We start from the raw sequence: 21,424 nt of genomic DNA, 5'->3' as shown, positions 1-21,424 counted from the left end.
GTTCAGCTGAGTTGGGAATCTTACTGGCAACCGGGAAGGGCTGCCCGCTACGCCGCGGGCCGCAGCTTCCTTATCCAACCTCCTTACCCCTACCACGCTATGAAAACACTCCTCCAAAAAGCCTCCCGCCTGGTGCTGGTGGCCGCCTTCGCTGGTCTTGGCTTCACGCAGCCGGCCCAGGCCCAAACTGCCAACCAGGCCCCAGCCGTTAGTGTACTGAAAGTAAACGACTTCACTTATATAGTGCGGGCCAGCAACCCCCAGCGGCAACGCAGCCGGCTGCAAGTGGTTCGGCTGAGCGACAATGCCGTTGTCTACAGCCAATCTACCTTTAAGCCCACCTTTGGCGGCCGGCTGAACGTGCAGCAGCTGACGGATGGGGAATATGCCGTGGTGGTGAAAGTAGGCCAGGGCGTAACCCGCTACTCGCTGAACCTGCAAACCGAAACGGAGCGCACAGTACACCTGGAGAATGTGTCGCTAGCGGCTGTGAACACGAAATAACTTCCCTCCCACCGGTGGGCATAAAACAAGGCAGGGTATCCACGTAAAGCGGATACCCTGCCTTGTTTTTGTAGGGGTGCTACCTACTCACTTCCAGTAGGTAGGTGACCATGCCCAGCAAACCGGCCATCGGCCGCGCGGCCACCGTCAGGCCCAAATTATTTTACCAGCAGGCGTTGGCTGCTGGTGCCGGTGCGCAGCAGATATAGCCCGGGGTTTAAGCCCTGCAGGTCCAGCGTGGCCTCGGTGGCCCGGGCACCTACCGGGTATTGGCGCACTTCCCGGCCCAGGGCATCGGTTAAGGTAAGCGTAGTTTTGCGGCTGAGGGCCCGCAAATGCACCGTGGCGGTGCCCTGCGCTGGGTTGGGGCTAATGCTCTGCATGATGGAAGCAGCCTGCCGGCGGGCGCTCGTCAGCACATCGCAGCCCGTGGGCGGCACTTTCAGGGGCTGCGGCGTAAAGAAGGGGCTCTGGTTGAGGGTGTCTTTCTCCGCCTGGCTAATGTAGGTGTTGGGGTAGTCGACATACCCCAGATACAGCAGGTCGCTGTAGTCGCAGGTGGGCAGGCCGTCGTCGCAGCCGGGAGGGTGGGGCAGGCCAAAGGCATGGCCCATCTCGTGCGCCAGTCGCCCCACGTACAGGCAGGGCGCATAATGGGGCGGCTCGGGGTCGGTGGGGCAATAGCGGGTGGTAGGCAGGTTGAGCAGGCCTTTGAAATCATTGGAATCCATGACCACAATGCCGCCGCCCCCGCAGCCGCCGCACTGCCCGCAGGCCGCTTCGGCATCTATGTAGAATACGTACACATTCTGCGGGTCGTAGTACATGCCGTTCACGGCCGCAAACCCGTCCTGGGCCACATTATAGAAGAACTGCGCAAAGTTGTTGCCATTGGGGTTGGTCTGGTACCAGGCCGCATCGTGCGGCGTCTGGTAAACTTCCACCACCGGCTCCCGCAGCGTAAAGGTTTTGGTGTTGCCCATTTGCTGCTGATAAAAGCTTTGTACGTGCAGCGCCGCGTTGCTTATAGCCGTGGCATAGGCGGGGTTGTAGGTCCGGTCGGTGGGGATTAGGTAAATGATCCGCACCTGCGGGGGAAGCGCCTCGCGCCCGCTGCCGGTGCGGGGAGGAAACTTAAACGTGGCGGGAATATCTACCAGCTGCATGGCGCCGCCGGGCTGGCAGGTATGCAGCAGCAGCTTCCCCGGGCCGGGGGTGGTAGGCTGCTGGCTCCAGGCCAGCGGAACTACTCCAAAAGCCAGCAGGAAAAGTAAGTACAGGTTTTTCATAGCGGATAGGCGTAGCAGGTTGAGTAAGTAGAAATAGAAATAAGACAGCCAACAAGCCTCCCGCAGCAGCCAGCGGAGGCTGGTCTGAGGGGAAAGGCACACCATGAACCGGGAACGGAAAGAAGCTCAACAGAGCAGGCGCGAAACGGCGGATAGCAACAGCACAAAACTTCCCAGGCCTTAGCCGGCTCTTACCAGCTAAGGATTAATCATAAATATTATATTCAATATACAATAATTAAGAGAGTTTTTCAATCATAACTGGTGTTTAACATGATGATCAGGCCGGTTGCTTAGTGGCCTGCTGAAAGGGCATCTACCGGGGTTGCCGGGCCTCTTATTGCATTGTTCCTTTATTGATTCATCTTTCTTATAATCAGAGAATTATATACAAATAATATGCAACCGCGTGTGGAAAACGGTGTCTATGATACATCATACAAGTACTGCTTCGCCGCTGGGCGGGCAGCCGTTTTTTCCAACCTTTTTACCACACCACGCTATGAAAACGCTCCTGAAACAAGCCCCCCGCCTCCTTCTGGTGGCCGCCTGCGCCAGTCTGGGTTTCACCCAGGCTGCCCAGGCCCAGTCCTCTGCCCGTCCGCAGCCCGTTTGCGTGGATAAGGTGGGCGACTTTACCTACTTAGTGCGCGTGAGCAACCCTCATTTTAAAAAGGGTGAGCTGCAAGTGGTGCGCCTGAGCGACAAGGCCGTGCTGTACGAAAAATTCACCGACAAACCCGTTTTCGGCAGCAAGCTGAACGTGAAGGAGTTGCCCGATGGGGAGTATGCCTTTGTGGTGAAAGTGGGCAAAGAAGTAACCCGCTACACCCTGGACCTGCACACGGAAACGGAGCGTAAGGCAAACCTGGGCTCCGTATCGATGACGGCCATGGCCGAATAGCCAGTCAGCGTCCCCCACTTAAGGCGCACACCTAAGTAGCCAATAGCCCCCTTGCCCCGGATTCGGCAAGGGGGCTATTTGTGTTTTGGAGGCAGGCTTCTGCACCCGCCAAAGCAGCAGCCCGCGTGGGAGAAGAGCGGGCCTGCGCTGCCAATTTCCGGCGGCCGCTAGCAACCTGTTCGTTGACTTTAGTATCTCTGGGTAGATGCCAGACGGAGCAAGCGGCTCCTCCCGGCCTTCCCCTTCCATATCTCTCTATCCCTATGCCCCAATTATTACCTGCCTTGATCTGCCTGGTTGGTCTGTTTAGCTGCACGGCTACGCATACCCCTGCCCCTACTCCCGCCACGGCTACGGCCGGGCACCCCACCGAAATCTGGCTATTCTCCTCGCCCCACCTGGGGCAACTGCACAAGCCCGCTAACCCACTGACTGATGTGCTGACGCCCCGGCGGCAGGCCGAGCTACGGGCCCTGCAGGACCAGATGCAGCGCTTCCGGCCCGATGCCATCCTGGTAGAAGAGTTGCCCGAGCAGCAGGCCCGCATCGACAGCCTGTACCAGCGCTACCGGCAGGGCCAGCTGGTGCTGGATAGCCTTCCCGATGGCCGCTCGGAAGTATTTCAGCTGGGCTTTGCATTGGGCAAGCGCCTGGGCATCAGCCGCATTTACTGCGTAAACGCCCCGGGTGGCACCTCGCAGAGTATTCTAAACCAGGGCACTAACCTGACGCTGTATGAGCAGGCCACCGCGGAGCACCGGCAGTTTTACAAGCCCGTGGTGGAGCAGTTTGAAAGCGGCACTATCACGCTTGCGGGCCTGTACTCCTTTCTCAACAGTCCGGCTTTTCTGCAGCAGCTGCACACGCTGGTGTACCGCACCCCCGCCCGGGTAACCGATGGCACTCTAAAGCCCGACCCCATGGTAGATGCCGCCTTCATTAGCCCGCACCACGTGGGGGCGGAGTTCATTTCCGTGTTTTATAACCGCGACCTGAAGGTTTACTCCAACATTGTAACCACGCAGCTGGCTACCGGCAGCTCCCGGATTCTCACCATCATCGGGGGCCGGCACGTGGCGTCTTTGCAGGGCATTTTCGCCACGGACCCCGCCTACCGGGTAGTGCCGGCGGCGGCTTATCTCAAGCACAAGTAGCCCGCCCAGGGCAGTCAGCTTACTACTGCGGAGCGGCGGGCTGCTGCAGAAGCCAGGCCAGAGCCTCGGCCTCCGTTTCGAAAGAGCGGTACTGCAGGGGCAGCCCCAGCACCTGGGTGGTAATGTAGGCGGTGGCCAGGCGCACCATAACATTGGGCGAAACGATGACCGCGCCGTGGCGGTAGCCGCCCTCGGACACCGCCCGGGGCATCCACTCCTGGGTTATCCAGGTTTGCTCCTCCGCCGTGAAGGGCTGCATCGGGCGCTGATCAATCAGGATGCGGCTCCAGCCGTGCCGCTGCAGGGCCAGCATCATGTGCGTAAACACAGCCCGGGTATCTTCGGGCCGGCGGGGGCCGCTGCCCCAAATGGTACGCATAAACCCAGCAGGCTCTTCCAGCAGGCGCCCGGCGGCATTCTCAAAATAGATAGTGGCGGGTTTCAGCTTGCTCATGAAGGGCAAAAATATCACCTAATCCGGTAAGGTTTCAACTGCCTGAAACACCGGGCGGCGGACCACCGGCAAAACCAGTATGCGCTGCCGCTGGGCTGGAACAGAACAAAGGGTTTGGTACAGCCGGTGCCAGGTGGTAAAATTGCCGGCTCCATTACTATTCTTTCCTCATGCACGAGCCTATTCTGCAACTGGTTCACCAGGCCCACGCCCTCACGGAAACTGCCGCGCTCCAGGAGGCTGCTCCCGGTGCCCGCCGGCAGCTCCTCCTCGCCGATTTATCGTTGCACCTGGTGCAGGCGGCTCTGCGCCAACCGCACCCCGACCCGGCGCAGCTAAAGCGCTACCTGTTTTCTATCCTCACGCTCTGTGATGGACTGGTAGATGACCTGGACCTGAAAGCCATGGCCGAAACCGTGCTGGCCTCCCAACGGCCGGCCGCAGAGTAAAGCCCTACCTGGTTACCAGCAGCGTACCATCCCGGCCGGCGCATAAAAAGAGCCGCCCCTCCTCAAGGGAAGGGCGGCTCTTTTTTATATCTACCAGTGGTAAAGCCTAAGGCTTGGGAGCAGGCGGTGGCGCCGGCATCTTCATATCCGGGGCATCTACCCGAATCACACCCCGTTTGGCCGGAGCAGCTTTTCTGGTTGGTGCGCCCTTGTTCTTGCGTTTGGCTTTGCGGTAAGCAGCCCAGCGGCGGAACACGCCCAGGCGCTTTTTCTTGCTGCGGCTATTGCCTTTGTAGCGTCGGTAAACGGGACGCGGCACTTTAGGAGGGCTTAACAGCAGAGCCGTTTCGGCCAGCGCAACGCTGGCAGACTCGGCCGCCACCTGACCCGGCTCTACCAGCATCAGAAAAGCCAAGAGCAGAATAAGCAGGAGTTTGGGCATATAGAAAGGGAGTAGAAGACCTGTTGATCTTCCTGTCACAAAGTTAATGCCGGAAGTGTGTTTTCGCCCCTGCTTTTTGAACCAAACTGTGAATTATAGTGTTATTTGATGTTTTTTCGTCGAGCTTAAACACCACCGGCCCATCCCCTACACCGAAGTAGCCACTTCTACATTTATAGTTTTGGGGAAAGCCAGGAAGTGCGTGACGCGGGGCGGCTGCGGACCGGTATGGAACTGGCGAACCTGGGCTTCTACGGCCACGTCCTCGCGGGTGAAGCGGTGGTGCTGGCGTTCATGCTCGCCCCAGGTAGCCACGTAAAAGAACTCGGTAATCTTTTCGGGCTGGGCTACATCGGCAAATAACCCGGCCCGCAGGGCGCCGTCGCGCAGGCGCAGGCGGGTGAGGTGGGTTGCGGCCTGCCGGAAGGCGGGCCAGCTGGCGGCCGGCACATGGTATTCTATCATTACTACCACGGGGCCATCGTCGGGGTCAATGTCGCCCTGCACTTCGGGGTCGGGCCAGTGCTCGGCGGGGGCCAGGTCCAGCCCCTCGGCCGAGCGCATGGGGAAGGGCAGCGCCAGCAGCATGCTCACCAGCATCCAGGCAGCCGTGAGCAGCAGGGAAAGCTCCAGGCTGGTGCGGTCGGCCAGCTCGCCCCAGACCACGCTGCCCAGCGCCAGCCCCGCCTGAAACAGCAGCATGTACACACTGACTACCCGCGCCTGCACCCACTTGGGCACGTGCAGTTGCACGGTGGTGCTGAAGCTGGTCATCACCATCAGCCAGGCAATGCCGGAAATAAACATCACCGGATACAGCAGGTACACCGAGGTAAGCAGGGCCAGCGCCACGTTGGTACCCACAAACACCAGGGTACCCAGCAGCACCCGTTGGTTGAAGTTGAGCCGGTGCCCCGCGCGGCCCATCAGAAAAGCCCCGGCCACGGCCCCCGCTCCCAGCCAGGAAAGCATAATACCGTAGTGCCCCGAGCTGAGGTGCAGGCGGCGCGCCACCACCACCGAGAGCAGCGCCCACATGGCACTGGCCCCAAAGGAAAAGGCAAACGTGCGCACCAGCACGGCATAAATAGCCGGCGAGTACTGCACGTAGCGCAGCCCGGCCCGCAGCGCACCCGTAAAGTTCTCGGCCGGGCCGGTGGCTACCTCGGGGTTGCGCTTCCAGCTATACACTACGGCCCAGGTTCCCAGAAACGACAGCCCGTTCAGCAGAAACACCCACCCCGGCGAGTAGTAGGCAATAATGGCCCCGCCAATGGCCGGCCCCACGGCCCGGGCAATGTTGTTGCTGACGCCGTTCAGGGTAATGGCAAAGGGCAGCGCCTGCCGCGGTACCAGCTCAATGGTGACTGTTTGCCAGATGGGGCCATTCAGAGCAGCCCCAATGCCCAGCAGAAATGTGAAGCCCAGCACGCCCAGCGCTGATATTTCACCCATAAGTGCCAGCGTGCCCAGCCACAGCGCCACCACCGCCATAAAGCCCTGAGTGAAGAGCAGCAGCTTGCGCCGGTCAATCAGGTCGCCCATGGCGCCGGCGGGCAGGCTTAGCAGGAAGGAGGGCAGGCTGGTGGCGGTTTGCATGAGGGCCACCAGCAGCGCCGAGGTAGTAAGGGTAGTCACCAGCCACACGCCTGCCACATTCTGCATCCAGGTGCCGATGTTGGACACCACGGAGGCAATCCAGATGGCCCGAAACAAGGAATAGGCGAAGGGCGTCCAGAGCGTGGCTTTGGGAGCGTCAACGGAGGAAGGAAGCGAAGCAGGCATAGAGGAACAGCAAGCCGAAAACGACCGGCTCTATTTCAGAACCAGCTAACGGGCGAATTGCTTTCCTACGCATGCCGCCGGGAAAGGGGTGCTTAGCCGGCGGCTTCTCAGCTACCCGTAAAACCGGCAGGCCCGGGACCACTAAATGGCAGCCCCGGACCTGCTGATTTCCGCCGCCTGGCGCGCCCTTACAGCCCCGACGATGCCAGGGCCAGCCGGGGCAGCCGGGCTTTCACCTGGCGCACCACCACCGACTGCCGGTGGGCATCGGGCTGCACTTCCAGGGTGTAGCGGAAGGCCCGGGCGCCTACGTTCATGAGCAGGGCGTAGCGGCCGGCGGGCAGCTGGCGGAAGTTGAAGCGGTGCCCGTAGGTGGCCGATGAGTAGGCTTCTTCAAACAACACCCGCCCAGTGCGGAGGCGCATTACCTGAAGGCGGCCGGGCTGGCCGGTGGGGTTGGCAATGCGCACCCGAATGCTTTCCGCATCGGGGCTTTCAATGGATACCGGTGCAACCTGCTGGGCCTGGGCGGCGCCGGCCATACCCAAAGCCAGCAGGCCCGCAAAGGTGAAGCGGCCCAGATGCCGACGAACCGAGGAAGCCAGCGAAGTGGCACGGGAGGAAAAGAGAGCGGGGGCAAAGCGTTTCATAGCAGTAGGATGAAAAGAGTGGAACAGAGCGGTACTAAGCGGAGGAGCGGTGTGCGGTTTCGAACAACTCTCCTGCCACCCGGTATAGGAGTAGCCAAGCCCCGTGCCATTTCAATAAAGTATTAACAATCAATAATTTATATATAAAATACATCTGCCTTGCATTGCAAAAATTGTCCGGATTTGGGCACGGTGTCCGCTCACGCACAGCGCGGCGGCTACGCCCGCAGCCCGGGCCCGGCACGCAAAAAGGCCGACTGTTTCAGTCGGCCTTTTGCAGTTTGTAAGAGCAGGAGCGCCGGGGCGCAGCTGGTGGGCTATTGCCAGGTATCGGTGCGGGTCAGGCTGGTGCCCGAGGGCGTAAAGGCGCGGTTGGCGCCGCCTTCCCAGAGCACGTTGCCGGCGCCGTCTTTGCGAATGTATTTGTATTGCACAGCCGTGCCGCTGGTCAGGTTCACGGTGCCGCTCCACTTGGGATAGGCTGCACCGCTCAGCTTAATGGCGCTGGCCGCGTTCCAGCTACCCAGCTGGGCCGTGCTGCCTACTACGTACACATCCTGCCCCGAAACGGTATTGCTGTAGGTGACATTGAAGGTAACGGCCGTGGTGGTGGAAGTGGGCGGCGGCGTGGTAGTGCCCGTGCCCGGCACCCATACGGAGTAGCTGCGGGCATTCACCGGGAATACGCCGTAGCCATTGGCATCGGTGCTGATGGTGCTGGTATTGTTGCCGGTTTTATCCGTGAGCGTGGTACTCTTGAAGGGCGTGGTAATGCCTTTGCTGCGGGCCGAGCTGCCGTCGTTCAGCAGGAGTAGCAGACCGGCGTGCGTGGCGTCGCCGGCACGGGAGTAGGCATATACATCGGCATCATCTACACTGGTGTACTCAAAGCCTGCGCCGTAGCCGTTGGCTTTCCGAATACCCATAAGCTTCTTGATCTGGGCACCCAGGCCGTACTCGTAATAGTCGCGGTAGAACACGCAGGGATACCCTTTCTCGCGGGTCAGGATGTAGGCGTAGGCCAGCATCTTGAGGTTGACAACCGGCGAGTACAGGGCCCCGCCCTGCTGGTCGGTATCGTGGTTATCCACGAAGGATACGGACAGGGGGCCATTGGCCTCGGTGAAGCCGGCAAACTGCAGGCCCCGCATATCCCAGGTGCCGTTGCCGTTGCTCATATCCTGAAAGGTATAGTGCAGGGGCACGTCGAAGAGGCTGGTGCGCCCGCCGGTAGCTGCGGCGTAGTTGTTCAGGTCGGTGAGGTTGCGGAACCAGGCTTCGCTCACGGCAAAGCGGCCGCTGGTGCCTTTCACGGCGTCCAGCCACTCATTCACAAACGACGTCTGGATGTGCTTGGTGGCATCCAGGCGGTACCCGTCCAGGTTGAGCTTGGTGGTAATCCAGTTGCCCCAGTTCTTGGTCTCGGTGCGCTGGTTTACATCGGCATAGCGGATTTCGGAGCCCAGCAGGTTATCGTAGGCGTCGTTGTTGGCGTAGGGCTGAAAGTCCCAGGCATTCCACTGGTACCAGCCGTTGTTGGGCGCCTGCTGCGTGCCGTTAAAATTGTAGTAGTGCCACTTGTAGCTGCTGTACGTGTTGCCGCGGCCCGGATACGTGAAGCTGGTGTACACATTGTAGTTCACGCCCCCAATGTTGAACTGCTCCTAGGCATCGGCGGAGGTCAGGTGGTTCATCACCATATCCTCATATACCTGAATGCCTTTGCCGTGCAGGGAAGTTATGGCTGCCTGGAGCTGGCTGAGTGTGCCGTAGCGCGTGGCTACGGTACCTTTCTGGTTGAACTCGCCCAGGTCGTAGCGGTCATACACGCCGTAGCCCACGTCCAGCGCGCCGGAGCCTTTGTAGGCGGGCGGCAGCCACATGGCCGTAATACCGGCGTCACTGAGCTCCTGCGCTTTGGCGCCCAGGTTTTGCCACCACGTGCCGGCCGCGGTGGTGGTGGGCACGTCCCAGTAGAAGCCCTGCATCATCACGCCATTCGCGACTACCGCGCTTTGCGTTTGGGGGGTAACAGCCATGGTGGGCGAAGCACCCGGCTGGACGGCATCCTTGTTACAGGATGACAAAAGACTGCCTGTGGCAGACAGCCCCAGAAGGGCGGCCGCTAGCAATTTTCTCATGAAATGGGGGGTTGGTTTGTAAGAGAGGTTTGTGGAACAATACTAGGAAATCTCTACCCCGCAAGTGCAATAGAATTATGGCCAATATGGATAGAACTTTATAAGCATAAAATCATTTAAAGTATTAACTATCAATAATATAATGAAAATGAAATTTATGTAAAATGCGAAATTTCGCCATTGGAAAAGTATTCGCTTTTCTTACTTCTATCCAATCGGTTAAAAATCACCTCATTTTCTGCCTCTTTTTTCTCTCCTATCTTATTGTTTTGGTACAATGCTTTACGGTTCATTTTCCCCTGCCACTCCGCGTGTTACAGCCGGCAGGTGTAGGCTGTTTTTCACCTGGTGCAAGGCTCCGTAGCTGGCGCCCTTACGTCGGGTTAGCCACCCTACTCCCCGCAAGCCGTTAATTAGGTGGCCTACAAGCGCGGGCTGCAGCAGGGGCTGGCCCGGCCTGGCAGCTGAGACAGAAAAACCCGGTACATTTCTGCCTTACTCACCTTAATTCTCTTCTTCTATGTTTGAAGGCTTACGCACGGTAGTTTATCCGGTCGGTAATCTGACGAAGGCCAAAGCGTGGTACAGCGCCGCCCTGGGGCAGGAACCCTATTTTGATGAGCCGTTTTATGTTGGCTTCAACGTGGGCGGCTATGAACTGGGCTTGGTGCCCGATGCCCCCGTAGCCGGGCAGGCCGGCCCCATAGCCTACTGGGGCGTGCCCGATGCCGCCGCGGCCTTTGCCCGGCTAATAGAGTTGGGCGCCCACCCCCACGAAGACGTGCACGATGTAGGCGGTGGCATTCTGCTGGGCACCGTGCAGGACCCGTTTGCCAATCTATTGGGCGTAATTCAGAACCCGCATTTCGCGCTGCCGCAGTAATTCCGGGCTCAAGAAGCCGGCACTGCAGATATCAACCACCAAAAAGCCCTCTGTCAATAGCTGACAGAGGGCTTTTTGCACATTAGTATTTATGCCGCTACTTCGTAGTCACGATAATGACGCCATTCTTGCCTTTGGCGCCATACTGCTTCTCAGCGTCGGCATCATTCACAATCCGCACCTCCTTAATGGTGGACGATGGAATCTGCTTCATTTCTGCTTCGGTTATTTCCTTCCCGTTCAGCAGAATCAGGGCCTTGCTCATATCGGTTTTTTTCGGCGGGGCGGCGGCTTCTACCTTTCGGTTAAAGGCCCGTACGGCGCTGGAATTGACATTGGCTTTGGTGGTAATGACAACTACCCCATCCACCACCTGGTCGCCGAAAACTTTGCGGGCGTCTTCGCCTTTCAGCACCTTCATCGATTCAATCGAGTTAGGATCCAGCTTATCTACCTCGCTCTTGGGCATGAGCTGGCCATCCACGTAAAACAATGGCTCAGCTGCCGCCACCGCGGCTACCGGCTCGCCCTTCTCTGTAAAGACCACCTGCTTGGGGCGACGACCAATGGCAATTTCAGCCTTATAGCGCAGGTTGCTGCCATCGGCAGCGCGCAGCTCCGATACCCCAATCAGCCGGTAACCGGGATATTCCTTTACGATGTGCGCCAGCGCCGCCGGGGGTAGGGCGCTGATAGTAGTGGCCTTTTCAACCTCCTCGCCAGCGGGTGCTACGGCAGCCTTTGGCGTGAGCATGGCGGAAGCCGCCTCCGGCGCCGAGAAGCTCAGCAGGCCCAGCGCTAAGGGCAGTATCAGCAGGTAGCGGGCAGTTTGTTTGCGGGAAGAAGCATGGGAATTCATCATACGAATGCGGTTTTTTAGAGTGATAAAGGAGAAGGGAGTTACCAGCGCTGGGCCCGGCGCCAGGGTGCTAAGCCGCACGAGGCTGTATTGATATTGTCTGGCATCGAGGCGGCCGGCGCGCAGCACCTCCTCGTCCGTGATGAACTCCAGGTTTTCCTGCACGGCCCGCAGCAGCAGCCACGTGCCGGGGCTAAACCAGCCCATAATTCGCTGTAGGTGGGCCAGCAGCACATCCAGCGTATGCCACTGGTGCACATGCACCTGCTCGTGCAGCAGAATAGCCGGGAGCTCTGCAGCGCCGTGCTGTTCCGGGTTCAGATAAATCGTCTGCCAGAAGGAAAACGGATTCACCTCGGCGGCCACCTGGCGGAAGGGCACCCCGGCCGCCATGGCCGGGCGCGAAGCCCGGTGCACGCCGGCCAGGGAAGCGCCCTGTAGCAGCAGGCGCAACAGCATGAAGCCTACGCCCGCCCAGTATACCCCCAGCAGCCAGAGCCCATAATCAGGCGCAGTGGGAGCCGCCGGCGCGGAGACAACGCGCATGGCCCATTCCGGCAGTACAACCGCGCCCAGCTGCACTGGCCGCACCAGCAGTGCCGATACATCTATCAGCGGATACAGCAGGGAAAACACGCCCGCGCCCAGCAGATACACCCGGTTGAGCTGATGGAACGTGAGCCGGCGCAGCAGCGCATAATACAGGCCCAGCAAAAGCAGCAAGGCCGCGTTGGCCTTCAGCAGATAAATCAGCACGTCCGGTATCATGACTGTGGGGGCTTTTGGCGTTCAATCATGTCAATGATTTCCTGCAGCTCGGCGGCACTGATTTTCTGGTCCTGGGCGAAGAAGGATACCAGCTCTTTGTAGGAGTTCTTGAAATAGTCGCCCACAAACGTGCTCATAAACCGCTTGCGGTAGTCCTCGGCCGCAATCAGAGGCGTGAAACGGTAAGTGTTGCCCAGCTTCTCGCTCTGCAGGTAGCCTTTGCGCTCCAGGTTGCGAATGGTGGAAGCCAGCGTGGTGTAGGGTGGCTGGGGCGCGGGCAGCAGCTCCAGCACCTCCTTGATAAACCCACCTTCCAGTTTCCAGAGCACCTGCATGGCCTCTTCCTCGGGTTGTGTTAGTCGTTCCATAGCTTTATTACGAATTATTCGTAATTCTACGAAACTTTCGTAATAAACAATGCAAGTCGGCGTAAATATTTTTCAAACACCAACAAAAAAGCCGCCTGCGCAATGCAGACGGCTTTTTTTAATTAGAACGATAAACCTATCGGCTTACCAGATGCGGGCCCGCTCATTCTGGGCGCGCACCATTTTACCCTGGTCTTTGCAGCCGAAGGCTTCGTAGAACTCGGGCATGTTCATCAGCGGACCGTTGGTACGGTACTGGGCCGGGGAGTGTGGGTCCGTCTGTACCTGCTGGCGGATATACTCCGGGCGGGCATTGGTGCGCCATACCTGGGCCCAGGCCAGGAAGAAGCGCTGCTCGGGCGAGAAGCCGTCGTACTGCGGACGGGGGTTGCTGCCGTGCTGCTTCTGGAGCTGCTTCTGTAGGGCCGAGTACGCCAGAGCTAGGCCACCGAAGTCGGCCAGGTTTTCACCCATGGTCAGCTTGCCATTCACAAACACCGAATCCAGGGGCTGGAAGGCCGAGTACTGGGCGCCCACCATGTCGGCGCGCTTCGTGAATTCGTCAGCATCTTCCTTGGTCCACCAGTCGCGCAGGTTGCCCTGGGCATCCGACTGACGACCCCGGTCATCGAAGCCGTGCGTGATTTCGTGGCCGATAACGGCACCCATACCACCGTAGTTTACCGCGTCATCGGCCTTGGGGTCGAAGAACGGCGGCTGCATGATGCCGGCGGGGAATACAATTTCATTCAGCGAAGAGTTGTAGTAGGCATTCACCGTGGGCGGGGTCATGCCCCAAACCGAGCGGTCAATGGGCTTGCCGTAGCGGCTCAGGTTGTCTTTCGACTCCCACTCGCGGGCGGCCAGCATGTTTTTCAGGTACGACTCACGCGAGATGTTCAGGGCCGAATAGTCCTTCCACTTGTCGGGGTAGCCGATTTTTACGGTGAAGGCATTCAGCTTTTTCAGGGCTTCTTCCTTGGTGGCGGCGCTCATCCACTCCAGCCCGCGGATGTGCTCACCCATGGCTTCCTTGATGTTGGCTACCATTTCCTGGGCCTTCACTTTGGTTTCCGGGGTGAAAGCCTTATCCACGTACAGCTGGCCGAAGGCTTCGCCCAGGGCACCATCCGTAGCGCGCAGCATGCGCTTCCAGCGGGGCTGCTGCTCCTTGGCGCCGCTCAGCACCTGCTGAAAGCGGAACGACTCATCTACATACGCCTTAGGCAGGGCCGATGACACGGAATTGACGAGGTGGGCGCGCAGATAGGTTTTCCAGTCGGCGAGGGACTCCTGCTTGAGGGCCGTGTTGGCTTCCTTCAGGAAATCAGGCTGACCTACAATTACTTCCTTGGCCGAGCTCAGGCTCAGCGCGGGCAGCATGGCCGTCAGGCCCAGGTTAGGATACAGGCGGTTGGCCTCGGCCACCGTCATCTTGTTGTAGTTGGCGTAGGGGTCGCGCAGGGCTACCCGGTCTTTGCTAGCTTTGGCCAGGCGCGTCTCAATGCGCAGCACCGTAGCGGCATTTTTGGCGGCCGTGGCCGGAGCCTCGCCCAACATTTTGAAGGTGTTGGTGAGGTAAGTAGTGTAAGCCGCCCGGATGCCTTTGGAGCGGGCATCATCCTTCAGGTAATAGTCGCGGTCGGGCAGCGTGAGGCCGCCTTGGCTCAGGTACAGCGCGTACTCGTCGCTCTTTTTGCGGTCCTGGTTTACGCCCAGGCCAAACACCGAGCGGGTTTGCAGGCGCTGAGCCCGTACCAGCGCCGTTTGCAGGCCTTTCAGGTCTTTCACGGCCGCAATACGGGCCAGCTCGGGCTGCAGATACTTCAGGCCGGCTTTTTCAATGGCCATGGAGTCCATGGAAGAAGCATAGTAGTCGCCTACTTTCTGCAGGTTAGAGCCCTTGGTAGCCGAGGTGTTGGACGCCGACTCCTCCAGAATGCCGCGCATCACGGCTTCGTTCTGGTTGATGAGGGTATTCCAGGAACTCCAGCGCGACTCGGCCGCCGGAATAGGATTGTTCTTCAGCCAGGTGCCGGAAGCATACTGGAAGAAGTCGTCGCAGGGCGACACGGACTTGTCGATGTTGGCGGGGTCGAGGCCCACGCCGGGCAGCACCGGGCCCGCCGAGGCCGTAACCGCCGTAGCCGTAGCCGGGGCCGCCGTGGGCTCGGTGGCCTTGGCCACCGGCGTGCTGCTGGCACAGCCCGACAGCACCAAGCCAGCGGCAGTACCCAGCGTCAAAAGAAAAGCACTAGTACGAAACATAAGAACGGTAAGAAGAGAGGAAAAATGAAGAAAGAGGAGGTGATGAGGAGCTAAATATAGTTACCAGATCTTTGCGCGGTCCTGCTGGGCGCGCACCATTTTCTGGCCTTCCTGGCAGCCAAAGGCTTCGTAGAACTGGGGCATGTTCATGAGCGGGCCGATAGTGCGGTACTGCCCCGGCGAGTGGGGGTCGGTGAGGATCTGCTGGCGCAGGGCTTCGGGGCGGATGTTGGTACGCCGCAGCTGGGCCCAGGAGAGGAAAAAGCGCTGCTCCGGTGTGAAGCCATCAAACTTAGGCCGCGGGCCATTGCCGTAGCGCTGCTGCAGCTGCTTTTGCAGGGCACCATACACTACCGTGAGGCCAGCAAAGTCGGCCAGGTTTTCACCCATGGTCAGCTTGCCGTTCACAAACACCGAATCCAGGGGCGAGAAGGCCGAATACTGGCGGCCTACTACCTCAGCGCGCTGGGTAAATTTATCGGCATCTTCCTTGGTCCACCAGTCGCGCAGGTTGCCTTCAGCGTCGTACTGACGGCCCTGGTCGTCGAAGCCGTGGGTGATTTCGTGGCCGATAACGCCCCCGATGGCGCCGTAGTTTACTGCATCGTCGGCCTTGGGGTCGAAGAACGGGGGCTGCAGGTACCCGGCCGGGAACACAATTTCGTTCATCGGCGGGTTGTAGTAGGCATTAATAGTAGAGGGCGTCATGCCCCACTCGTTGCGGTCAATGGGGCCGCCGTACTTTTTCACTTCCTGACGGTAGTCCCACTCGCGGGCGGCCAGCATATTTTTCAGGTAGGAGTCTCGCGTAATGGTGAGAGCCGAGTAGTCTTTCCACACATCGGGGTAGCCGATTTTGACGCGCAGGGCGTTCAGCTTTTTCAGCGCTTCGGTCTTGGTGGCGTCGCTCATCCAGGTATTGGTCTGAATGTGCTCGGCCATGGAAGCCTTGATGTTGGTGACCATTTCCAGGGCCTTTTGCTTGGCGGCGGGGGAAAAGGCTTTGTCTACATAGAGCTGGCCAAAGGCTTCGCCCAAAGCTTGGTCAGTAGCCCCCAGCATGCGCTTCCAGCGGGTGGGCAGCTGCTTGGTGCCGCCCAGCACCTGGCTAAACCGGAACGACTCATCCACATACGCCTTTGGCAGGGCTGAGGAAACGGAGCGCACTAGGTGCCAGCGCAGGTAGGTTTTCAGATCGGCCAGCGGCTCGGTCTTTAGCACTTTGTTGGCTTCATCCAGGAAAGCGGGCTGCCCCACAATCACCTCCTGGGCCGTGCCCAGTTGCAGGGCGTCCAGCACGCGGGGCAGGTTCAGGTTGGGGTAGCGCTTGCTGGCCTCGGCCAGCGCCATTTTGTTGTAGTTGGCCTGCGGGTCGCGCAGCTCCACGCGGGTGCGGGAAGCCTTGGCCAGGCGCGTCTCGATGCGCTCTACCGTAGCCGCGTTTTTCTGGGCAGTGGCCGGCTTGTCGCCCAGCAGGGCAAACATATTTGTGAGGTACTTGCGGTAAGCGGCCCGGATGGTTTCCGTGCGGGCATCCTGCTTGAAGTAGTAGTCGCGGTCGGGCAGGGTAAGGCCGCCCTGGTACAGACCCACAGCGTATTGGGTGGTTTTTTTCTCATCTACCTCTACCCCGGCCCCAAAGAAGGCGCCGGTTTTCAGCAGCTTGTGACGGGCTACCACATCCTGCAGGCCGCGCAAATCTTTCACGGCGGCAATGCGGTTTAGCTCGGGCTGCAGCGGGGCCAGGCCGGCCTTTTCAATGGCCACGGTGTCCATGGCCGAGGCATAGAAGTCGCCGACCTTCTGCAGATTAGAGCCTTTCTCGGCGGCGGTATTGGCGGCGGCTTCTTCCAGAATGCGGCGCAGCAGAGCCTGGGTCCGGTCGCCGAGCAGGTTGCGCGGGCCCCAGCTGGAGGCATAGGCCGGAATGGGATTGTTCTTCAGCCAGGCGCCACCGGAATACTGAAAGAAGTCGTCGCAGGGCGAAACGCTGGGGTCCAGGTCGGCCACATCCAGGCCCACACCTTTTACTACGGCTTCGGTGGGGGCGGCCGGCGCGGCGGCCGTGGGAGTAGTGGGCGCCGTTTGGCTGGCGGCACAGCCCGCTATAGCCAGGGCGGCGGCCGCGGTGAGGGAGCGGGTGAGAATAGAAGTCTTCTGCATAGAAAAGAGAAGGGAAGAAAGAGTCAGAAGCTGGCCTTTGCGGGGCAAAGACCAGCTTCTGCAAGTTAAGCTGCATCAGCTACTTCTCTCCCTCTGCGGTGTGCTGGGTCCTGATGCCTCTTTTAGCGTTTTCGGGGGCGGGCCCGCAGGTATTGATCGGGCCAGGTAATCTCAGCGTCCAGCTCGTGGGCGGCGTGCAGCGGGAAGTAAGGGTCGCGCAGCAGCTCCCGGGCCAGCAGCACCATATCGGCCTGGTGGTTGGCAATAATGCTTTCGGCTTCCTCAGCCGTGGTAATCATACCCACGGCGCCGGTGGGCAGGCCGGTTTCCTGTTTGATGCGGGCGGCGAATGGCAGCTGGTACATGGGCCCCACGGGAATAGGCGCCACGGGCACGTTACCGCCGGTGGAGCAGTCCAGCAGGTCTACGCCCTTTTCTTTCAGCACGCGGGCCAAGGCCACGGAGTCATCGGCGGTCCAGCCGCCTTCGGTCCAATCGGTAGCGGAGATGCGCACCAGCAGCGGGTACTCAGCGGGCCACACGCTGCGGGTGGCTTCCACTACTTCCAGCAGCAGGCGGATTCGGTTTTCGAAGGAGCCACCATAGGCATCGGTGCGCTGGTTGCTGAGCGGCGACATGAACTCGTGCAGCAGATAGCCGTGGGCCGCGTGCACTTCAATCACCTCAAAGCCAGCCTCCAGGGAGCGAACTGCGGCCGCCCGGAAATCAGCTACCACCTTTTCAATACCGGCCGGGGAGAGTTCCTGCGGGGCTGCTTCGTCCCCGGAAAACGGCAGGGCGCTGGGCGCTACCCGCACCCAGCCGCCTTCCTCGGTAGGCCCGATGAGCGTGCCGCCTTTCCAAGGGCTGCGGTGGCTGGCTTTGCGGCCGGCGTGCGCCAGCTGAATGCCGGACACGGCGCCCTGGCTTTTCAGAAAATCGGTGATGCGCTTCAGGAAAGGCACATGGGCATCCTCCCAAATCCCCAGGTCATCGGGGGTGATGCGGCCCTCCGGCGAAACGGCGGCGGCTTCCGTAATGACCAGTCCGGCCCCGCCCACGGCGCGGCTGCCTAGGTGCACCAGGTGCCAATCGTTGGCAAAGCCATCCTGGCTGCTGTACTCGCACATCGGCGACACGGCAATGCGGTTTTTAAACGTAATGCCGCGCAGAGTAAGCGGCGTGAAGAGCTGAGACACGGTATAGCGGGCTGAGGTGATACAGAAAGTCTTCATAACTCTATTGCGGGGCCCGGGGTTTAGCTGCAACTGGCCAAGTCCGGCGCCGGGAGCTCAATCGATACCCAATTATCCCGGCCTCCGTAAAGCCCAGCATTCCCCTGTCTGTTTCCTGACCTCTTTTCCTGACTTCTATGGATATGCACTACATCCGGCGCGGCACCGGCAAGCCTTTGCTTTTGGTACATGGTATTGGCGGCAGCTGGCGCTCCTGGAATACCATTCTGGATGATTTGGCCGCCGAGCGCGAAATTATTGCTGTGGATTTGCCGGGCTTTGGCGACACGCCCCCGCTGTCCGGTCCGGTTACCATTGGCACACTGGCCGATGCCCTCACCGAATTCCTGGAGGCGCACCAGTTGCTGGGGATTGATGCCGTGGGTAGCTCCATGGGGGCCCGCCTGGTGCTGGAAATGGCCCGGCGGGGCGGTGTGCTGGGCGCGGTGGTTTCCCTGGACCCCGGCGGATTCTGGCAGGGCTGGGAAATTCCCGTCTTCTACTACACCGTGGCAGGCTCTATTCGGCTGGTGCGGGCGTTGCAGCCCGTTATGCCAGCCCTGACCAGCAGCGCAGTGGGCCGAACGGCCCTGTTTGCGCAGTTCTCAGCCAAACCGTGGCGGCTGTCGCCAAAAATTACGCTGGATGAGATGCGCACCTTTGCCGCCGCACCTTCTTTCGATGAGCTGCTGGAGAGCCTGGCCTACGGCGAAAAGCAGCAAGGCGCGCCCGAAGGGTCTGTTGCGGCGCCGCTGGTTATTGGCTGGGGCCGGCAGGATCTGGTTTGCCTGCCGCGGCAGGCAGCGCGGGCCCAGGCCCTGTTTCCCGATGCCCGGCTGCATTGGTTTGCGGGCTGCGGCCACTTTCCGCAGTGGGACCAGCCCCAGGAAACCGTCCGCCTGATTCTGCAGGTAACCGGTGGGCAATACAGGGGGCAGGAAGCGGGCAAAGAAGCCACAGCTGCTACCGCCAGGCCGCAGCGCACCCTGGCGGTAGCAGCTGTGGCAGGGGTAGCCGTAGCCGGCCTGTGGCTGCTGGCCCGCCGCTCCCGATAGATCATATAAGTAGCGCCGCCGGCATAGAGTTAGCCAGGCCCGGTCCCAAACACTTGCCTGGTGGCTTGGTTTAACGAATTATTTTCACTGCCTTTTCCTCATAGGTGTGGCTGAATCCCTGGAAGTATGGCTGCGCGGCCCGTTGCCCGCAATTCCCGCTTTGTTTCAACCCGTGGCGCATGCCCTGCTGCAGGCCCGGGAAGAAGTAACAGCGCTACTGACTGATTTCCCGGCCGACCTGCTCTGGGAACGGCCCGCCGGCGTGGCTTCCGTGGGCTTTCACCTCCAGCACTTGGCCGGCGTGCTCAGCCGCCTCTTTACCTATGCCCGCGCCGAAACGCTGACGCCCGAGCAGCTGCAGGCGCTCCGCGCCGAAGGCCAGCCCACCAGTGCCACGGCTACGGAGTTAATCGGGCAGTTTTCTGAGCAGGTAGATAAAGCACTGGAGCAGCTGCGCCTAACGCCGCAGGACACCGCCACGGAGCCGCGCGGAGTGGGCCGGGCCCAATTACCCTCCACCGTGCTGGGTTTGCTGTTTCATGCCGCCGAGCATACCCAGCGCCATGTGGGCCAGCTGCTGGTAACGGCCCGGGTGCTGCAGGCCGCCTCAACCCCGGACCGGTAAAGCCAGTATCCCTTCCCATTATCTATTCTCTGCCTGATTTCTATGTCGCTTCGCCAAATAAAACAGCAGCACCGCGCCGTTAGCGCCCCTATTGCTGACCTGGTTACCTACCGCGCCCTGCCCACGCAGGCCGTGGAGCACATCGACCCGTTTCTGTTTCTGAATCACCACGGTCCGCAGGTGTATCGGCCTAAAAACCAGGGGCTGCCGTTTGGCCCACACCCGCACCGGGGCTTTGAGACGGTTACGTTTATTGTGGCCGGCGACATTCTGCACAAAGACAGCAGCGGGCACGAAAGCGTGATTGAAGCCGGCGGCATTCAGTGGATGACGGCCGGGCGCGGCCTCATTCACTCCGAGGTGTCCTCCGAGCAGTTTAAAGCCGCCGGCGGCGACCTGGAGATTCTGCAGCTATGGGTGAACCTGCCCGCTAAAGACAAGATGGTGGAACCGCGCTACATCGGGCTGCAGAAGGATGAAATTCCGACGGTGGCGCTGGATGAGGGACGAATTCTGATTCATGCCGTATCGGGCACCTGGGCGGGCACGGCCGGGGCCATTCAGCCGCTGGCCGATGTGCAGCTGGCCACCATTGACCTGCAGGCCGGTAGCACCCTGGAGCTGGGCATTGCCGCCGAGCGCAGCATCTTCTTCTATACCATTCAGGGAAAGCTGCGCGTGAACGGGCAGGAGACTGAAGCCCGCCAGCTGGTAGAGTTTACCCACCAAGGCGACGAGCTCCGGGTAGAAGCCCTGACCGATGCCAAAATCCTGCTGGGCCACGCCCGGCCTTTTGGCGAGCCCATTGTAGCATACGGTCCTTTCGTGATGAATACGGAAGCCGAAATCCGCCAGGCCTACCACGACTATCAGTCGGGAAAATTTGGCACCTGGCAGGGTTAAAACGCATTAGTTTCCCTGATTGAACTTCTTTACCTTACTCAGCTTATGAGTAATTCTACTAGTCGTTCGTTCATATTCTCTGCTGAGGTGCACCATCTGCTGGTAGAGGCAGGCTGGCACGCAAACCGTACGGTGGAGCTTAGCCACTGCCAGGTGCCCGCGTCTACCGTGGCGGGCTGGCCCCCGGCAGTGCTGGCATTTTTAAGCGAGTTTGGCGGCCTCATGCTCTACTTCATCCGCCGCGACGATAGTATTGCCTACCTCCACTTTGATGTGGTGCGCGCCCACCAGAATGCCACCGGCTACCCTCTGGCCGACTATGCTTTCCGGGCCGGCGAGCTGGCCCTGTACATCATTGGCCAGGCCTACACGGAGAATCTGTTGCTGCTGATGAGCGCCACCGGCCAGGTATACGGCGGCTACGAGGAATGCCTGTATGCTATTGCCGGGAACGGGGAAACGGCCATTGAAGCCATTTGCCTGGATTTGCCGTTTCGGGAGATACCCTAAGCCGGTTCTGCCCGG

Annotated in this window: 21 protein-coding genes; 9 read left to right on the top strand and 12 right to left on the bottom strand. The window is 60.1% G+C overall.

What is annotated here, in order from left to right; translation table 11 throughout:
- The first annotated feature begins 99 nt into the window (after nucleotides 1–99).
- The gene (locus tag AM218_RS14865; RefSeq protein WP_044510551.1) at nucleotides 100–504 is read left to right on the top strand and encodes a hypothetical protein; all 405 of its coding nucleotides are present in this window, start codon (nucleotides 100–102) and stop codon (nucleotides 502–504) included.
- Between the two features lie 158 nt (nucleotides 505–662).
- Here AM218_RS14865 and AM218_RS14860 read toward each other — a convergent pair whose 3' ends face one another.
- A complete protein-coding gene (locus AM218_RS14860; protein ID WP_197273981.1) occupies nucleotides 663–1,793 on the bottom strand; it encodes a T9SS type A sorting domain-containing protein in 1,131 nt (376 codons plus the stop codon).
- 502 nt (nucleotides 1,794–2,295) lie between these two features.
- Here AM218_RS14860 and AM218_RS14855 point away from each other — a divergent pair.
- The gene (locus AM218_RS14855; RefSeq protein ID WP_054414689.1) at nucleotides 2,296–2,697 is read left to right on the top strand and encodes a hypothetical protein; all 402 of its coding nucleotides are present in this window, start codon (nucleotides 2,296–2,298) and stop codon (nucleotides 2,695–2,697) included.
- 263 nt (nucleotides 2,698–2,960) lie between these two features.
- On the top strand, nucleotides 2,961–3,851 hold the full coding sequence (locus AM218_RS14850; RefSeq protein WP_157547681.1) for a DUF5694 domain-containing protein: 891 nt from the start codon (nucleotides 2,961–2,963) through the stop codon (nucleotides 3,849–3,851).
- A 22-nt stretch (nucleotides 3,852–3,873) separates the two neighbouring features.
- On the opposite strand, the gene AM218_RS14845 is transcribed toward AM218_RS14850, so the two are convergent.
- Complete coding sequence (locus AM218_RS14845; RefSeq protein ID WP_157547680.1) at nucleotides 3,874–4,305, bottom strand: SpoIIAA family protein; 432 nt, start codon at nucleotides 4,303–4,305, stop codon at nucleotides 3,874–3,876.
- Between the two features lie 170 nt (nucleotides 4,306–4,475).
- Here AM218_RS14845 and AM218_RS14840 point away from each other — a divergent pair, with 170 nt between their 5' ends.
- A complete protein-coding gene (locus AM218_RS14840) occupies nucleotides 4,476–4,754 on the top strand; it encodes a hypothetical protein (RefSeq protein WP_054414680.1) in 279 nt (92 codons plus the stop codon).
- A 106-nt stretch (nucleotides 4,755–4,860) separates the two neighbouring features.
- Here AM218_RS14840 and AM218_RS14835 read toward each other — a convergent pair whose 3' ends face one another.
- From AM218_RS14835 to AM218_RS17095, 5 genes are all read right to left on the bottom strand, one after another.
- Nucleotides 4,861–5,196 carry a hypothetical protein gene (locus tag AM218_RS14835; RefSeq protein WP_044510562.1) on the bottom strand — a complete coding sequence of 112 codons (336 nt, stop codon included), beginning with the start codon at nucleotides 5,194–5,196 and terminating at the stop codon, nucleotides 4,861–4,863.
- Between the two features lie 147 nt (nucleotides 5,197–5,343).
- Nucleotides 5,344–6,981, bottom strand: a complete 1,638-nt coding sequence (locus AM218_RS14830) for an MFS transporter (protein WP_054414677.1) — start codon at nucleotides 6,979–6,981, stop codon at nucleotides 5,344–5,346.
- 188 nt (nucleotides 6,982–7,169) lie between these two features.
- Complete coding sequence (locus AM218_RS14825; RefSeq protein ID WP_054414675.1) at nucleotides 7,170–7,631, bottom strand: hypothetical protein; 462 nt, start codon at nucleotides 7,629–7,631, stop codon at nucleotides 7,170–7,172.
- Nucleotides 7,632–7,948: 317 nt separating this feature from the next.
- A complete protein-coding gene (locus AM218_RS14820) occupies nucleotides 7,949–9,274 on the bottom strand; it encodes an alpha-amylase domain-containing protein (RefSeq protein WP_054414673.1) in 1,326 nt (441 codons plus the stop codon).
- Between the two features lie 21 nt (nucleotides 9,275–9,295).
- On the bottom strand, nucleotides 9,296–9,772 hold the full coding sequence (locus tag AM218_RS17095; RefSeq protein ID WP_231717504.1) for an alpha-amylase family glycosyl hydrolase: 477 nt from the start codon (nucleotides 9,770–9,772) through the stop codon (nucleotides 9,296–9,298).
- 520 nt (nucleotides 9,773–10,292) lie between these two features.
- On the opposite strand from AM218_RS17095, the gene AM218_RS14810 reads away from it, so the two are divergent.
- The gene (locus AM218_RS14810) at nucleotides 10,293–10,655 is read left to right on the top strand and encodes a VOC family protein (protein WP_054414665.1); all 363 of its coding nucleotides are present in this window, start codon (nucleotides 10,293–10,295) and stop codon (nucleotides 10,653–10,655) included.
- 97 nt (nucleotides 10,656–10,752) lie between these two features.
- On the opposite strand, the gene AM218_RS14805 is transcribed toward AM218_RS14810, so the two are convergent.
- From AM218_RS14805 to AM218_RS14785, 5 genes are all read right to left on the bottom strand, one after another.
- A complete protein-coding gene (locus AM218_RS14805; protein ID WP_054414663.1) occupies nucleotides 10,753–12,282 on the bottom strand; it encodes a M56 family metallopeptidase in 1,530 nt (509 codons plus the stop codon).
- Nucleotides 12,279–12,650, bottom strand: coding sequence for a BlaI/MecI/CopY family transcriptional regulator (locus tag AM218_RS14800; RefSeq protein ID WP_054414662.1), 372 nt, complete (start codon nucleotides 12,648–12,650; stop codon nucleotides 12,279–12,281). Before AM218_RS14800 ends, AM218_RS14805 begins: the two co-directional genes overlap by 4 nt.
- Nucleotides 12,651–12,794: 144 nt before the next feature.
- On the bottom strand, nucleotides 12,795–14,918 hold the full coding sequence (locus AM218_RS14795; RefSeq protein ID WP_054414660.1) for a M13 family metallopeptidase: 2,124 nt from the start codon (nucleotides 14,916–14,918) through the stop codon (nucleotides 12,795–12,797).
- Between the two features lie 60 nt (nucleotides 14,919–14,978).
- The gene (locus AM218_RS14790; RefSeq protein WP_054415663.1) at nucleotides 14,979–17,081 is read right to left on the bottom strand and encodes a M13 family metallopeptidase; all 2,103 of its coding nucleotides are present in this window, start codon (nucleotides 17,079–17,081) and stop codon (nucleotides 14,979–14,981) included.
- Between the two features lie 122 nt (nucleotides 17,082–17,203).
- Nucleotides 17,204–18,280, bottom strand: coding sequence for an NADH:flavin oxidoreductase/NADH oxidase (locus AM218_RS14785; RefSeq protein WP_054415661.1), 1,077 nt, complete (start codon nucleotides 18,278–18,280; stop codon nucleotides 17,204–17,206).
- A 173-nt stretch (nucleotides 18,281–18,453) separates the two neighbouring features.
- On the opposite strand from AM218_RS14785, the gene AM218_RS14780 reads away from it, so the two are divergent.
- The 4 genes from AM218_RS14780 to AM218_RS14765 all read left to right on the top strand — a co-directional run bounded on the left by AM218_RS14780 (nucleotide 18,454) and on the right by AM218_RS14765 (nucleotide 21,409).
- Nucleotides 18,454–19,371, top strand: a complete 918-nt coding sequence (locus tag AM218_RS14780) for an alpha/beta fold hydrolase (protein ID WP_054414659.1) — start codon at nucleotides 18,454–18,456, stop codon at nucleotides 19,369–19,371.
- A 100-nt stretch (nucleotides 19,372–19,471) separates the two neighbouring features.
- On the top strand, nucleotides 19,472–19,996 hold the full coding sequence (locus AM218_RS14775; RefSeq protein ID WP_054414657.1) for a DinB family protein: 525 nt from the start codon (nucleotides 19,472–19,474) through the stop codon (nucleotides 19,994–19,996).
- A 42-nt stretch (nucleotides 19,997–20,038) separates the two neighbouring features.
- Complete coding sequence (locus AM218_RS14770) at nucleotides 20,039–20,899, top strand: pirin family protein (RefSeq protein ID WP_054414655.1); 861 nt, start codon at nucleotides 20,039–20,041, stop codon at nucleotides 20,897–20,899.
- 45 nt (nucleotides 20,900–20,944) lie between these two features.
- Complete coding sequence (locus AM218_RS14765) at nucleotides 20,945–21,409, top strand: SUKH-3 domain-containing protein (protein WP_082318257.1); 465 nt, start codon at nucleotides 20,945–20,947, stop codon at nucleotides 21,407–21,409.
- Nucleotides 21,410–21,424 lie beyond the last annotated feature (15 nt).

It is taken from the genome of Hymenobacter sp. DG25A (genome assembly GCF_001280305.1).
Lineage (GTDB): Bacteria > Bacteroidota > Bacteroidia > Cytophagales > Hymenobacteraceae > Hymenobacter.
The sequence above is the reverse complement of the archived record's forward strand: the minus strand, read 5'-3'. Positions and strand labels throughout refer to the sequence as shown.

Bases quoted from the DNA above. Each gene is read 5' to 3' on its own strand.
- AM218_RS14865 (WP_044510551.1), top strand. From the start codon at position 100: ATGAAAACACTCCTCCAAAAAGCCTCCCGCCTGGTGCTGGTGGCCGCC.
- AM218_RS14860 (WP_197273981.1), bottom strand. From the start codon at position 1,793: ATGAAAAACCTGTACTTACTTTTCCTGCTGGCTTTTGGAGTAGTTCCG.
- AM218_RS14855 (WP_054414689.1), top strand. From the start codon at position 2,296: ATGAAAACGCTCCTGAAACAAGCCCCCCGCCTCCTTCTGGTGGCCGCC.
- AM218_RS14850 (WP_157547681.1), top strand. From the start codon at position 2,961: ATGCCCCAATTATTACCTGCCTTGATCTGCCTGGTTGGTCTGTTTAGC.
- AM218_RS14845 (WP_157547680.1), bottom strand. From the start codon at position 4,305: ATGAGCAAGCTGAAACCCGCCACTATCTATTTTGAGAATGCCGCCGGG.
- AM218_RS14840 (WP_054414680.1), top strand. From the start codon at position 4,476: ATGCACGAGCCTATTCTGCAACTGGTTCACCAGGCCCACGCCCTCACG.
- AM218_RS14835 (WP_044510562.1), bottom strand. From the start codon at position 5,196: ATGCCCAAACTCCTGCTTATTCTGCTCTTGGCTTTTCTGATGCTGGTA.
- AM218_RS14830 (WP_054414677.1), bottom strand. From the start codon at position 6,981: ATGCCTGCTTCGCTTCCTTCCTCCGTTGACGCTCCCAAAGCCACGCTC.
- AM218_RS14825 (WP_054414675.1), bottom strand. From the start codon at position 7,631: ATGAAACGCTTTGCCCCCGCTCTCTTTTCCTCCCGTGCCACTTCGCTG.
- AM218_RS17095 (WP_231717504.1), bottom strand. From the start codon at position 9,772: ATGAGAAAATTGCTAGCGGCCGCCCTTCTGGGGCTGTCTGCCACAGGC.
- AM218_RS14810 (WP_054414665.1), top strand. From the start codon at position 10,293: ATGTTTGAAGGCTTACGCACGGTAGTTTATCCGGTCGGTAATCTGACG.
- AM218_RS14805 (WP_054414663.1), bottom strand. From the start codon at position 12,282: ATGATACCGGACGTGCTGATTTATCTGCTGAAGGCCAACGCGGCCTTG.
- AM218_RS14800 (WP_054414662.1), bottom strand. From the start codon at position 12,650: ATGGAACGACTAACACAACCCGAGGAAGAGGCCATGCAGGTGCTCTGG.
- AM218_RS14795 (WP_054414660.1), bottom strand. From the start codon at position 14,918: ATGTTTCGTACTAGTGCTTTTCTTTTGACGCTGGGTACTGCCGCTGGC.
- AM218_RS14790 (WP_054415663.1), bottom strand. From the start codon at position 17,081: ATGCAGAAGACTTCTATTCTCACCCGCTCCCTCACCGCGGCCGCCGCC.
- AM218_RS14780 (WP_054414659.1), top strand. From the start codon at position 18,454: ATGGATATGCACTACATCCGGCGCGGCACCGGCAAGCCTTTGCTTTTG.
- AM218_RS14770 (WP_054414655.1), top strand. From the start codon at position 20,039: ATGTCGCTTCGCCAAATAAAACAGCAGCACCGCGCCGTTAGCGCCCCT.
- AM218_RS14765 (WP_082318257.1), top strand. From the start codon at position 20,945: ATGAGTAATTCTACTAGTCGTTCGTTCATATTCTCTGCTGAGGTGCAC.